The organism is Marinomonas piezotolerans (assembly GCF_003362755.1).
Lineage (GTDB): Bacteria > Pseudomonadota > Gammaproteobacteria > Pseudomonadales > Marinomonadaceae > Marinomonas > Marinomonas piezotolerans.
The window spans coordinates 1-13,793 of the sequence record NZ_QKRA01000021.1 but is presented as its reverse complement, the minus strand read 5'-3'; the positions used below and the strand labels follow the sequence as shown (position 1 = coordinate 13,793).

Sequence of the window (13,793 nt, the reverse complement as noted above, 5' to 3'; positions counted from 1 at the left end):
CAACGGTAATCCCCCCGAAAAATAACAGCAACAAGTAGAAACCTTGATTGGGCGAAAACCTGAAATCTGTTTTGTTGACCGAGGATATAAAGGGCCAGGTGTGGAAGATATTAAAGTCTTGATTGCAGGTCAAAAACGCGGAGTCCCCAAGAAAGAGAAGAACTGGATGGGGTGAAGAAATAGCGTAGAGCCCATCATCGGGCATCTCAAATCAGACGGAAAACTCAGACGATGCTTCCTCAAAGGAATACTGGGCGATGCGATTAACGTGATCCTAAGCGCCTGTGGCCAAAACCTTCGTAAGCTGCTGAAGTGGCTTAATTTTGCCTTGATCAAGTGTGGCATTTATAGCGGGGTGAGATTGATACAAGCCTTATTGCCGCGAAGGTTAGAAAATGAAATGGCGCTTTAGACTAAAAACGCCATTATCCAGGGTCGACTATTTAGTATTTATCCAGCCACTACGTTTTCTTTCCAAAGTTCGCGCCAATCCGATTCTTTTGGTACAACTCCTTGGAAAGAAGCGATTGACGATTGAAGAATTGATGGTGCACTACCGATAGCAGGTTCACCATCAGCAACTTTCTGAGCAGCTTCTACCATAGTGCGACGGAATTCCACAATCGCTAAATCAGAAGAACCAAGAATATCATCGGTACGGTTAACAATCTTACCCATCGATACCCACATCGCGATGTCTTGGTTTGGAATACCCGCGATACCAGTAAAATCACCTTCCTTCATTTTTACACGATCCTGACGGAAACGGTTTTCCATATTACCGACCGTGGCCCAAGTGATTGGATCAACATCTACTCCCGGTACCGCACGAGCAAACTCACGCCAAGCAGTCGTATCTGGCGTAGTTTCAGGGTTACCCCAGGCAATAAAGTGGAAGTTACAGTTTTCATTGTCGATCGGAACGATGACTGCTGCGACGTTGTATGAAGTGTTAGGCGGAATCAGCGCGTAGTAAGGTGCGACATACTGAGTGATACGAATGTAGTCGTGGGTTGCAGCATTCGCGATAGGACGACGAATCGCAGCGTAATGGAATCCATAATCAGTTTTCGCAGACTGCATACGCGGGGACTTATCAGTTGATGGACGGTACCAACCTTGATCATCCGCAGCCGCACTTTCAACTTTTGCAGGAACCATGTCCGAAGAGTGCAATGATGAAGAATGAGCTGAGTCAATCTGACCTTCTAGAACTTGAGCCCAGTTACATGGTAGGCGAATTTTGAGGATAGAGACTTGCACATCTTCATTAGGTGCAAATGCTGGCTTTTTAAATTCCGGCGCATCACCTTCTCCCAACCAAGCCCAAAGGAAACCACCCCACTCAACTGTTTTATAAGCTTTGTGCTTTACTTTAGAGCACATTGATTTCTCTGCTTCCGGTGGCTCTGAAGCCATTGCTACAGCGTTACCTTCCACATCAAACTTCCAGCCGTGATACAGGCAGCGGATACCACAATCTTCATTACGACCCATCACCAAGGAAGCCAAGCGGTGTGGGCAAAGCTCATCCAACAACCCCACTCGACCTTCAGTATCGCGGAATGCAACATAACGAGAACCTAATGCTTCAACCAGTGCTGGAGTGCCATCGCACTCTTTAACTTCTTCGAGCAAACAAACCGGCGTCCAATGCTGGCGCATAAGCTTACCCATCGGGTCGGTTGGCATAACATGAGTTAACAATTCATTTTCTTGTGGTGTAAGCATTGTGCCTTTCTCCATTTTATTTTATTTCGTATAGCTACAAGCACCCTACGTCACTGCTTGTAAGCCAAATTTGTAACCAAGTTTCTATTTGACGAGTCGACAAAACATGTCGAGGAGGCGTTAACAGAAAATCAGTCTCATGTTCGATTACCTCAACGGAACAAATAATAGATATCTAATTTTGCACAGTCAACATAATTAGCAATCTAATTTTTATTGACGATAAATAATTAGATTGCTAATATTGATCCAAGTCACGAACATCCCTATTTAAGGATTGATGACACCAAATCAATATGTAGTGATACCTAGAGAGAAGAACAATGAAACTGCACGTAACTGCTCGGCGCACACTCACGCCAGAAATTGAAGAATTCACCCTGACCCCTGTTGATGGGCAACAGTTGCCACCAGCAGAGCCTGGCTCACACATCTCTATCACCACTCCCTCTGGGGCTCATCGTTATTATTCGTTGGTTTACTCTGGTGACAACTTAAGCGCGTACACCGTTGCGATCAAAAAAGAGCCCAATTCTCGTGGTGGTTCAAAGTCGATGCATGAACAGGCAACAGTATCGACGGTTCTGGATGTAGAAACGTCTGATAATGAGTTTCCTCTCGGTCCGAAGCACGATGCTTTGTTAATCGGTGGCGGTATTGGTATCACACCGATTTACTCTATGGCACAAAGACTAAAAGCAGAAGGTAGAAAATTCCGAGTTGTTTATTTAGCTCGCAGCTATGAAAAAGCAGCGTACGCTGATGAGCTTCAGGAGCTTTGCGGAGATGCAATCACTATCCACTATAGCGAAGGCGATAGTTCAAACGCTTTCGATTTTTGGGATCTGCTGATGACGCCAACGCAGGAGCATATCTATTGCTGTGGGCCAACGTCTCTAATGGAAGAAGTGAAAGGCGGTACGGGCCATTGGCCTGATGGCCGAGTGCATTTTGAAGAGTTCATGCCCGTAGAAATCATTCGAGATGGCGATACCGAATTCACCGTCGAACTCGCTAAATCAGGTGAAACGATAACTGTTCCCGCGGATCACACTATTCTGGAAGCTCTGCGCGCTAATGGACACGATTTTTCCAGCTCCTGTGAAACCGGGACTTGTGGCACCTGTAAATGCAAATATACGGAAGGTGAAGTGGATCACCGTGACTTAGCTTTAATGGATGACGAGAAATCCGACACTATTATGCTGTGTGTATCCCGAGCAAAAGGTGATCGCCTTGTCCTCGATATCTAATCCAATACGCCTAGGCGTAGCGGGATTAGGGAGAGCCTTTGCGCTATCAGCCCCCGCTATTCATGCACACCCAGGTGTTAACTTAGTCGCTGGCGCGGAGCCAAACTCCGAGCATAGGAGGTCATTTGAAACGACTTTTGGTGCAAAGACCTATGCCGATGTTCGCGACCTAGTAACAGACCCAGACGTGGAAGCGGTCTATGTATCCACGCCTCATGGATTACATAAAGAGCATGCTTTAGCTGCTATAAACGCCGGCAAATCCGTCCTTATCGAAAAGCCGATGACTGTCTCATTAGAAGATGCGTCATCGCTAATTGAAGCGGCAAAAAAGGCGGGAGTACAGATCATTGTTGGCCCTAGCCACAGCTTTGATGGTCCGGTTAAGCTCGCTGAAGCTTTAATCGCGGAAGGTAAGATAGGGCGCGTAAGGATGATACATGCGCTCTATGCAACCGATTTTTTATATCGCCCAAGAACAGCGGCAGAGCTTTCTACAGACTTAGGTGGAGGTGTAGTGTTTAGCCAAGCCGTCCATCAAATCGATCTCGTCCGCCGACTCGCTGCTGTCCCCGCTCAGCGTGTTACCGCCAGAACGGGTGGAGCCTGGGATGCTGACCGACCGACCGAGGGCGCCTACAGCATGCTGATTGATTTCAGCGAAGGTGTCTATGCCAGCCTGACGTACTCAGGTTACGCTCATTTTGATGGCGACCGGCTAATGGAGAACACTGCTGAATTAGGCATACCCAAGTCAGATGAATTCAAGAGCGCCCGCAAAATACTGGAATCCGTCCAGGACGAATCGGAGTTTAAGTCATCACGTGGTTTCTCATCCCTCGAAACCTGCCCTCAGGCTCAAACTCACGAGCACTTTGGTCAGGTTTTCGTATTCGGCGACCGCGGAGACCTGCGCCTGACGCCGAACGGAGTAGAAATTACCGATACGAATGGACCCGAATTCTACCCCGCACCTTTTAGAACCGCCCGAGCAGAAGTATTTGACACACTTTATGCCGCAGTTCGTGAACAAACGACTCCATTGCAGGATGGCAAATGGGGCCGAGCTTCACTCGAAATCTGTCATGCACTACTTACCAGTAGCGAAACGGGTGACACAGTCACACTTAATTACCAAGAAGGATAAAAAATGTCTAAGCTCCAACTTTCCCTAGCAATGGGTGATTATGATCGAACTCGCCCTATTCATGATGGACGAGTACAGATCGACGGTGTCGATCCGATCACTTTTCTTCAATCACCAGAAGAGATGTTCTTCAACGCATTTCGCCACGAAACCAGCGATATTTCAGAAATATCGTTGAGTTCATATTGCGTTTCGTTGACTCGAGAGAATCCTCCATACATCGCAATTCCTGTTTTCCTTAGCCGCGCATTCCGCCACTCCTCTGTTTATATTCGTGCGGATAGAGGAATAGAAACACCTCAAGATCTCAAAGGTCGCCGCATCGGCATCGCGGAATACCAACTGACAGCAAACGTATGGGTTAGAGCTATTCTTGCAGATGCAGGTGTGACTCCTGATCAGATTACCTGGGTACGCGGGGGAATGGACAAGCCAGGACGTCCTGAAAAGATCAAACTTGATCTACCAGACAACGTAACTATCGAGAACGCTCCAGAAGGCGCTACCCTAAACCAGATGCTAATCGACGGGGAAATTGATGGTTTCATCGGCCCTAGATGGCCACGTTGTTTCCACGAAGGCCACCCTCAGATCCGTCGCCTATGGCAAGATGGTTTTTCTGCTGCACGCCAATGGCATCAAGACACCGGGTTGTTCCCAATCATGCACGTTCTAGGTGTGCGTCGTAGCCTAGCTGAGCAGCACCCCTGGTTACCCGGCGCTCTACTCAAGGCCTTCACTGAAGCTAAAACAATGGCGCTTGATGCCCTATCAGATACTTCAGCAACCAAAGTGACAATGCCATTTGTCGAAGATGTTTTGGGCGTAACGCAACAAATGTCCAAGGATCTTTGGTCATACGGAGTCGCACCGAACGTCAAAACGCTAGAATACTTCCTGCGCAACCACTACGAACAGGGGCTGAGTTCAAGACATCTTTCTGTAGATGAACTGTTCCACCCAGCAACTACCGAGGTCTATTCTCTGTAGATATCTTTAGTTACAAACGGTATAGAAGCAAACCAGCCAGGTCACTCCTCGCTGGTTTTTTTACCCAATATTGAACCATTACTCCGATACAGAGACATTCAACACATGAACGATGATAACTTACTCGATGCAGGGCACAATACCGTCCATTCAGCATCCTATTTAGTTTCTCTGCGTATCAATTATTCAGACGTTGATAGGTTTGCATCGCATCTTGCTAAATTGAATCTTCTATTAGAAGATCATGACGGATTTGAGTCTATCGACATAGTTCGTCGAGATGATGGGCAAGGCATCGATATATTTTGTATCGCGAGGTTTAGAAGTAAAGATGATTTAGAAGCCTGGAAGCTTTCTCCGGACAGGAAGACCGTACTTGACCCTATTGAAACACTATCCGTACTCGACGTAGACAGACAACAAGCCTATGGCTCAAATATTTGGTTTGAGCCTGTTGTTAACCTACCAATCCCCCCAAAGCCTCCACGCCTTTGGAAACGATGGATTGTTAGCTTAGTCGCTGTTTACCCGGCCCTTATCGTATTAATCTATCTACTAAAGCCGATTACGTCGAAAGTACCCGAACCTATCGGTCTGTTGTTAGTCGCCACAATTCTTACTGGGATAACAACGGCTCTAATCGCGCCCTGGCTCACCAAGAAATTACAAAAATGGCTAGTCTCTAGATAGATAAAATTTTCTCGTTCAAAAAAAAGCAGATATAGAATATCTGCGAAAGAAAAGCTGCAACAAAGCAGCTCCTCGAGGAACCTAGTAGTTAAAACAAGCCATATTTAGAAATGATATTACCTGTTCTTTACAGCATCAGCGAGGCGGTATATCGGATTCTTTAGCATCTCTTTTACATCGTCACTAAGTGCTAACGAATCCATAGCTTCATACATGCACGAGACCCAAGCGTCCCTTTCTTTAGGACCAATAGAAAAAGCTTTATGCGGCCCTGTCATGCATACCGACCCATATTTTTCTAAATAAATTTGTGGACCGCCCATCCAACCAACTAAATAGTCACCTAACTTTTCAGAAATACCACTCAGATCAGCTGAATGCATAGCTCTCAGCTCTGAATAGTTTGGCGAGGCATCCATGATTCTGTAAAACTCATTAACTAAATCTCGAATCCCTGATTCTTTCAAAGCCTGATAAGGAGACTCATAACTCGTCATTTATTTTCCTTTTCATGAAGTGTAGAATCAACTTCTTAGATAGCTAATTATATATAATAAATTATTACTTTCAACCCTAAAACAAATAACAAAATGAAAAGGAATATCCATGCATAATACAATATTAGAAAGCCTAATAGACGATTTAGTAACTGCTAATTTAATTCTATTCAATGAAGGTGTACTGGATGCTTTCGGCCACGTAAGCGTAAGAAATCCTTATAACAGAGGTCATTTTTTCTTAGCTCGAAATATGGCCCCAGGGCTTGTTACCAAGGAAGATATACTCGAGTTTGACCTTGATGGTGAAGTTGTAAACAACGATCCCAGAAAGGTCTATCTAGAACGTTATATTCACAGCGAAATTTATCGGGAGCGAGATGATGTCGAAGCGATCGTTCATAGTCATTCTCACTCGGTTGTACCGTTCAGCGTTGTAAAATCTGCCCCCTTAAAACCTATGTGCCACATGAGTGGATTTATGGGTACACACGTTCCTATATTTGAAATACGAGATGTTGCGGGTGATGAAACCAACATGTTGATTACCAGCCAGGAACTGGGTTCTTCATTAACCCAATCTCTTGGAGAAAATACGTTAGTACTGATGAGGGGCCATGGCTCTACAGTCGTTGCTCCCAGCCTAAAACAAGCAGTTTATAGAGCGGTTTATGTCGAGGTGAATGCTCGATTACAGATTGAAGCATCCAGACTCGGACCGATCGAATTCCTCTCTGAGGGAGAAGCTCACGCGACTCAAGTAACCAACGAAGGGCAAGTAGACCGCCCATGGAATCTATGGAAAACACGAGCGATAAAGGCTCAGAAGTCTTGGCTGCCAGAAGTTTGAGAGCGATCAACTTCAAACCAAGCACACTGCTAATTTTTAAATAGAGTTAGCAGTGTCACTCCAATAAATATACCGAATGTTCCAACGATTATCTGATATCCAAATTTCTCATTGTTCTTTGAATAAAGCCATGTTCCCACTAGTACAAATAACGGAGTAGTAGCAGCTAATGGAGCAATTAAAAGCAGGTTTCCAATTGCCAAAGATAGATAAAGAAAAATAGGCCCTATACTTGAAAGTATTCCTGCGTAAAAAAAATAAGTAAACTCTCGACCACTACATGAAATTTTACATCTAGTAACCAAAACATATAGGCTCAAGATAATCCACGAGGCAGAAACTGTCACCGCACTAGCAAGTACAGGCGAATTAAGTTGGTCGATCCCCACCTTTCTAAGGGCTATAGATATCCCATAGGTTAATGATGCCAGCAGAGGATATATTAGAAATATTTGATAACCACTCGAAATTCTTATATTCCCATTTGATCCTGAAAATATAGCAATCAACAATGATCCAGTGATTATTAAAAATGCACCAAGTAATTGAACAACATTTCCGGACTCACCTAGAAATACCAATCCTATAAATACCGTTACCAACGGATGGGTCAGAGTTAAGGCTGTCGTTGTATTCGCCCCTAACTTAGACATACCAACGAACTGGAATAGCCGGCCAAGTAATGGCGCAAACATACCCGAAATAATAAAAAACTTAAGATCAAGAAGAGTAAGAGATTTAGGAATATCTATAAATAAAGTAGATAAACCGAGTACAACGACATTGATGGTAAGCGTGATCCATAAAACAGAAAGGTGCGAGGCACTTTCACGACCTATTTTTACAAGTAAAAATGTAGCCGCAAACATAATGGAAGACAATAATGCATAAATCACTTCCACTATGTTGCCTCGCTTTAAAGTATGTCCGGTTAGAGACCAATCCCTCTGAGGACTACGCTATTTTGGCTCGAGACCTCAGATGAGGTGTGACCAGGACGGCAGCCACCACCAAAGCGATAGCAATGCCCAATGCGATGATACTAGGTGCTAAGAACATCAAGCCAGCCACCAACAACATAGCCTGCGCGATGCCTGATAGTGGTGCTTTCCAGTATCCCTCTATACCTGCACTTAGCACGATAACGCCTAGGGTAGCAGTCAGGCAGTTCAGGATTATCCCCGTTATCGGCCCTTCAAGCAGCAACCCTTCTCCATACATAAAGGCGAATGGAACAACGAATGCAGTAATCGCAAGCTTTACCGCTCCAACAGCTATTCCTAGCGGTTTCGCATCAGCAATAGCTGAAGCAGCAAATGCAGCTACAGCCACCGGCGGGGTCATAGCGGAAAGCACCGCGAAGTAAAGGATGAACATGTTCGACTGCATCGCAGAGAAATCAAGCGAACTTAAGGTCGGCCCTACCAATACTGCCGCGAGTATAAATGCCGAGGGTGTTGGCATCCCCATACCTAGTATAATCGCCAACAATGCAGAGATAATCAGAACCAAGATACTGCTATTACCCGCAAGCATGAACACTAGGTCTGCAAATTTACCACCGAGTCCAGTCATTGAAATACCACCAATAACGAGACCAGCAGCTGCACAAGCAGCTGTTACCGAAACCATTCTAAGGGTCGTTTCACCGAGTGCTTCCCAAATGGATTTTAGTCCCATGCGAGTCGAAGGTTTTATCGCAGCAACAGCAATGACACTTAAAGAGGCAAAAGCTGCAACATAAGTTGGCGAATATCCCATAACAAGAGCGACTGAAAGGACCAGTAGGGGAATAATGAACAATCCGCCGTTCGACATTGCCACTTTTACAGTCGAAACTTCGTTTTCCTCCAGACCTTTAAGGCCCATTTTTTCAGATCGCAAATGAATCTGTGTATAAACGCACACGTAGTAAAGTAGTGCTGGAACAATGCCCGCGATAGCGATATCACGGTACTCGATACCCGTATATTCAGCCATAATGAAGGCTGCTGACCCCATAACGGGGGGTAGCAAACTACCACCAGCCGAGGCTGCAACCTCAACACTTCCAGACAATGACTTCCCGTATCCCAAACGCTGCATCATTGGAATCGTGATAGAGCCCGTCGTAACAACGTCCGATGTCGGACTACCTGACATCGTTCCATAGAGACCTGAAGAGATAACAGCGATTTTTGCTGGACCGCCTACACGTCTTCCCGCTACAGCTGATGCAAGATCAAAGAAGAAATCTGCACCACCAGCTCGGGATAAGAAGGTACCAAAGAGAACAAATAGAAAAGCATAAGTTGCTGCTACACGAAGTGGTACGCCAAACAGGCCATCACTGGTGAACATCATGATATCAAGGAAGTGATTGTATCCCACCTCACGAAAACCAAGTCCCGCGGGCAAACCATGCCCAAAGAGATTGTAGAGTACAAAAATCGTTACTACGCTGGTTAGGCCAAATCCGACTGTTCTTCGCGTGGCTTCTATTGTCAGGAAAAATAGTGCCGAGCCCGCAATAAGGTCGGGGATTTCCAGAGGAAATAACAACGTAATCCGTTCTACGATTCGAGAACTTTCTACTAGAAAGTAAACACCGGCCGCTACACTGCTAAGCGAAAGCGCCCAGTCGATTAAACTTGGAGAATTAGTACGCCCCCAAGGTCCAGCCGTATACAGTAAAAATAGAAGAGCTAGCATTGATGACAAAAAGACGATCGTCATCGCAAAGAGATCGACGTAGACGATAGTAGTTGTGTAGATCACTCCTAACGCTATTAGTGCTGCGATTGATTGGAGTATTCGGGCAAGCCCGGGACTCAACTGACGTTTAGTACCGGTCTCTAACATTGATGAAAGTATATTCGACATTTAACTAGCTCTTATAACTTTTATAACTTTATTAGCTTAACGTAAGCCTGCTTCTTCCAGATACTTCAACGCACCTGGGTGGTATGGAACCACAGTGACAGAGGCCATAACCTCAGGAGTTAACGCTTTCATGGCTGGATGTACGCCAGCGATTTGCTGGTAATTTTCATAGATGGCCTTTGTTAGGTTGTAAGCTTTCTGATCATCCATATCAGCTCTTACAGCGAGGGTTGCACCCAAGGACGGGGTGTCGACCTTTCCTGGTGACCATTCATAGGTCCCTTCAGGAATAACAAAAGGAATCGTTCCACTTACCTTGTTCACCGCTTCAACGGTTGCAGGATCCATGCTTAGCAAGGTTAATTCGACACTGTTAGCTGCCTGTTGAATAGAACTGTGGCGTACGAAGAGCGAGTTGATCATCAGATCTGCTCGGCGATCCGTAATCAAAGACACCTGTTCACCTGAAGCCGCATAGATAACTTTACCACCCCAGCTTTCGATATCCTTTTCAGTAACACCGATTGCATTCAGCATTTCAACGGCTACATTTGATGCGATGTTACCACGCTTGTTGATAGCAATTGTGATCGGTGGTTTAACTTTAGCGATATCTTCAAAGGTATGAATGCCATACTCTTCTGCAAAGCTGTTACGTACAAGCGCCTGCATCGGAGCCCAGGTATACAAATAGGAAAGAACACGAATGGAATCTATCGGTTCGAGAAACGGTAATTCCCCTTTTTTAGCCAATAGCAATTCTGCATCGTGAACAATGGCTAGATCCGCTTGATTCCGGTCTAGCTGACCAATGTTGGCAATACCACCACCAGAGGTTTGATAAGTTATTTTTGAATCAGGATATGCAGCTCTGACGCTTGAATCTAAACCAGCGCCTAATAAGCTCCACAGCCCTCCCGGAGACGCACCTGCAATAGTCATTTCATATGACTCAGCCTGTACAGTTGGCATTTGAAGCAATGCAGCTGCCGTTAACGAAACTGCAAGACACTTTTTCAAACTTGATAACATAGTTAAATTCCTCTTATTTTTGATATTGGTAGTCAACCAACTATGTAAAGCGTTATGTGTATTGTCTTCAGCTGCCGGATTACACGACAGCCAATAAATATATCTCCCTTCCTCTAGACCTCCTACGTTATTATCTATGCATTACACACATTCTCTAGCTCACATGTGATGCACTTACAGACTAACCACCTAGCTGATGCAACTATTAAGTCAGACTTCATCAACTTAAAGTTAGGTGGCTAATTTTTATAAGGGTAGATATAAATCTGATTCAGGTCAACACAAATAATTCGCCATCGAATTATTTGTGTTGATTAGGGAACATGCGATTAAGTCGGTAACATGAGACAATCTTCCCGACTTAATCTGACTACGACTCCAGCCGATCATGAACCAGCTTTCCTTCGCCGACACCGAATTTATCAGCAAACGCCGCAAAACTCGCAAAGAACTCTTCCTTGGTAGAATGGACGAGTTGATTCCTTGGCAGCAGCTTGAAGACCAAATTGAAAAAAGCAGGCAATGGTCGTCGCCCCTATCCTTTGTCTACCATGTTGCGTATTCATTTTATGCAGAACTTGTACAACATGGCTGTGCTGGCATTCCAGAGCCCCAGCCATGGAGGACGCGCTTTACGAGATTACCTCGATGCGGCTGTTGGCTGGGTTATCTTTAGAAGGCGCAATACCTGATCACACCACCATTATGAATTTTAGGCATTTACTGGAAAAGCATAAGCTTGGACGTAAGCTCTTTAAAGAAGTCCACAAATGGCTATCAGATTCGGGGATTTACTTTAAAGAAGACACCATCGTTGACGCGACTATTGGGCGCCTCGAAAAAACCTGTTGCTCGTCGCCTGAACAGCTAAACTGCCCGGAACAGCTGTTTTCGACTTGATATCATACCAGTCTCGGGGTCAGTGGCACCGGCTGCGGTCGTCTCTCAGTGTGCCCATCAGGCACATTGAGCCGTCACCAACGACTCAAAATGCCTTAATCCCGGCCCGCTGGAAGTACACCAACCGCTTCAGGTTGTAGCAGGCGGCCATCATTGTCATCGCAAAGTTGGCCCTCGCCTGGCCCACTGTGCGGATCAACTTGCCCCCCATCTGATCGATGCTGGCGAACACATGCTCGACGCGGGCACGGGTTTTGGCGATCCGCTTATTGCGACGTTGCTGGCACTCCGATAACGGTTTATGGCGGTGGCCTTTGCGCTGAATATGGTTGCGGTAGCCGTGCTCTTTCAGCCAGGCTTCCCGCTCGGTCGATGGGTAACCGCGATTGGCATAGACGTCCTGACTGGTGTTGTACCGATCAAGAACAGCCTCGAAGTGCTGGCTGTCATGCACTTTGGCGGTGTCACATTGAAAACGCCGGATCACCTTGTACTTGGCATCGACGTTGATTGAGAGTTTGTAGCCAAAATGGCTTTCCCCGTGCTTCTTCGTCCAGCTGGCATCGGTATCCTTTTGCCGTCGTTTGGCGGGCTTCCAGTCGGCTGGCATGGCTTTTTGATCCAGCAGCTCTTTGGCACTGCGTCGGTTATGCTGCTTGGGCGCCGGCACCAGGGTGGCATCAATGATCTGGCCACCACGGGCGATGAAGCCCTGCTTGAACAGTTGTGCCGACACACCGTCGAACAAGGCCTGAGCACCGGCTTCGCCGATGCGATTTTCAAAGTGCCAAATCGTGGTGCGATCCGGAATGTTAATCGCTTGGGTCAGCCCGCAGAAGCGTTGATAGCTCATACGGTCCAGTAGCTGGTACTCCATCTGTTCATCCGACAGGTTGTAGAGGCGCTTAAGTACCAGGATGCGGACCATGGTTTCAGTGGGGTACGGCGGTCGCCCGCCCTGAGTGCTGTCAACGCGAGGCGCGATAGAGTCAACTTCAGCGGCCAGTGCAGAAAAATTGATGTACTGCTCGATCTCGGCCAAAGGATCGCCGATCCGGTCGATCTTTTCACGGTGATGTTCGCTGGCAAAGAGGTCGTTTTTAATCGCGCTACGCTTCTTCATGGTACTGAACTATCGGGTGTTAGTGGTTGCTCGATACTATCACAGGGTTACCGGTGCTGTGAGCGAGGTTTTTCTAGGTGCCCTAAAGTGAATGCGTAGCATGGTAGCGAGAGGATATGGGTGCCGACCATTGCCAGCTTATGGGTAGAAAGGTTCAACTTGATCTTCAAGCAGCTGCCATGGGCTCAGTTCATCCGTCCGGCCAACCAAGGGGAAGTTCTTTACGGGGGGGGCTGCGTTTGCTGGTAAATTCGGTATCGGTGAAGGGAGCTGGTTTATGATGAGTAAGAGTCATAGTAGATTGAAGTCGGCTAGATTATCTCATGTTATCCACTTAATCGCATGTTCCTTAGCCTCATTGATGAACATTGCAGCTTTTAAACTCGGTAATTCTATTGGTAAGGCGTTAGGTGGATTTGTTATCTATTTAGAGCTTTGGCCATCTGCGGTAGTATTAACTGGTGCTGTGGCACCTGCTATGGGATTGGTGCTTTGCATCTTTTATAAAAGAGCAGAGCTCAAAGCAGTAATAATCTGAAAGAGTGCTATTGATCCTTAGTTCAAACTCCTGTTTACTCGAAGATGAGATGAGGGTATAAAAATATCAAACTTTAATGTCAAGGGGAGTGGGTAAGGTAGAGTTAAAAAATATCAAACTTTACTTTACTCAGGCCATCTAAAGCGTCATTTTCATATCAAACTATAATGTCGCTGTACA

At 45.9% G+C, this 13,793-nt stretch carries 12 protein-coding genes and 2 pseudogenes; 8 read left to right on the top strand and 6 right to left on the bottom strand.

The window, feature by feature from the left end; translation table 11 throughout:
* Positions 1–28 precede the first annotated feature (28 nt).
* Positions 29–328 (top strand): annotated as a pseudogene (locus DN730_RS18925) (IS5/IS1182 family transposase); the annotation flags it as partial.
* A gap of 122 nt (positions 329–450) precedes the next feature.
* Here the strand turns inward: DN730_RS18925 and DN730_RS18920 are convergent.
* On the bottom strand, positions 451–1,731 hold the full coding sequence (locus DN730_RS18920; RefSeq protein ID WP_115469684.1) for a Rieske 2Fe-2S domain-containing protein: 1,281 nt from the start codon (positions 1,729–1,731) through the stop codon (positions 451–453).
* A 323-nt stretch (positions 1,732–2,054) separates the two neighbouring features.
* Between DN730_RS18920 and DN730_RS18915 the strand changes: the two genes are divergently transcribed.
* The 4 genes from DN730_RS18915 (at position 2,055) to DN730_RS18900 (ending at position 5,811) form a co-directional block, all read left to right on the top strand.
* Positions 2,055–2,984 (top strand): PDR/VanB family oxidoreductase, encoded by a 930-nt coding sequence (locus DN730_RS18915; RefSeq protein WP_115469683.1) that lies wholly within the window; start codon positions 2,055–2,057, stop codon positions 2,982–2,984.
* Positions 2,968–4,131 carry a Gfo/Idh/MocA family protein gene (locus tag DN730_RS18910; RefSeq protein WP_211313905.1) on the top strand — a complete coding sequence of 388 codons (1,164 nt, stop codon included), beginning with the start codon at positions 2,968–2,970 and terminating at the stop codon, positions 4,129–4,131. The genes DN730_RS18915 and DN730_RS18910 overlap by 17 nt, the downstream gene beginning before the upstream one ends.
* Positions 4,132–4,134: 3 nt before the next feature.
* Positions 4,135–5,121 (top strand): ABC transporter substrate-binding protein, encoded by a 987-nt coding sequence (locus DN730_RS18905; protein ID WP_115469681.1) that lies wholly within the window; start codon positions 4,135–4,137, stop codon positions 5,119–5,121.
* A 105-nt stretch (positions 5,122–5,226) separates the two neighbouring features.
* Positions 5,227–5,811: a putative antibiotic biosynthesis monooxygenase gene (locus DN730_RS18900; RefSeq protein ID WP_115469680.1), complete on the top strand. Its 585-nt coding sequence runs from the start codon at positions 5,227–5,229 to the stop codon at positions 5,809–5,811.
* 116 nt (positions 5,812–5,927) lie between these two features.
* Here DN730_RS18900 and DN730_RS18895 read toward each other — a convergent pair whose 3' ends face one another.
* Complete coding sequence (locus DN730_RS18895) at positions 5,928–6,308, bottom strand: group II truncated hemoglobin (protein ID WP_115469679.1); 381 nt, start codon at positions 6,306–6,308, stop codon at positions 5,928–5,930.
* A 109-nt stretch (positions 6,309–6,417) separates the two neighbouring features.
* Here DN730_RS18895 and DN730_RS18890 point away from each other — a divergent pair, with 109 nt between their 5' ends.
* Positions 6,418–7,158 carry a class II aldolase/adducin family protein gene (locus DN730_RS18890; protein ID WP_115469678.1) on the top strand — a complete coding sequence of 247 codons (741 nt, stop codon included), beginning with the start codon at positions 6,418–6,420 and terminating at the stop codon, positions 7,156–7,158.
* A gap of 29 nt (positions 7,159–7,187) precedes the next feature.
* On the opposite strand, the gene DN730_RS18885 is transcribed toward DN730_RS18890, so the two are convergent.
* Genes DN730_RS18885 through DN730_RS18875 form a run of 3 tightly spaced genes read right to left on the bottom strand, consistent with a single transcriptional unit; the run spans position 7,188 to position 11,052 of the window.
* A complete protein-coding gene (locus DN730_RS18885) occupies positions 7,188–8,060 on the bottom strand; it encodes an EamA family transporter (protein WP_115469677.1) in 873 nt (290 codons plus the stop codon).
* 52 nt (positions 8,061–8,112) lie between these two features.
* Entirely contained in the window at positions 8,113–10,020 is a 1,908-nt protein-coding gene (locus tag DN730_RS18880; protein WP_115469676.1) for a TRAP transporter permease, read from the bottom strand.
* A gap of 36 nt (positions 10,021–10,056) precedes the next feature.
* Complete coding sequence (locus DN730_RS18875; protein WP_115469675.1) at positions 10,057–11,052, bottom strand: TAXI family TRAP transporter solute-binding subunit; 996 nt, start codon at positions 11,050–11,052, stop codon at positions 10,057–10,059.
* A 385-nt stretch (positions 11,053–11,437) separates the two neighbouring features.
* On the opposite strand from DN730_RS18875, the pseudogene DN730_RS18870 reads away from it, so the two are divergent.
* A pseudogene (locus DN730_RS18870) lies at positions 11,438–11,880 on the top strand (transposase); the annotation flags it as partial.
* 157 nt (positions 11,881–12,037) lie between these two features.
* Here the strand turns inward: DN730_RS18870 and DN730_RS18865 are convergent.
* Positions 12,038–13,075, bottom strand: coding sequence for an IS5 family transposase (locus DN730_RS18865; RefSeq protein ID WP_115469674.1), 1,038 nt, complete (start codon positions 13,073–13,075; stop codon positions 12,038–12,040).
* Between the two features lie 277 nt (positions 13,076–13,352).
* Here DN730_RS18865 and DN730_RS18860 point away from each other — a divergent pair, with 277 nt between their 5' ends.
* Positions 13,353–13,613, top strand: coding sequence for a hypothetical protein (locus DN730_RS18860; protein ID WP_115469673.1), 261 nt, complete (start codon positions 13,353–13,355; stop codon positions 13,611–13,613).
* Positions 13,614–13,793 lie beyond the last annotated feature (180 nt).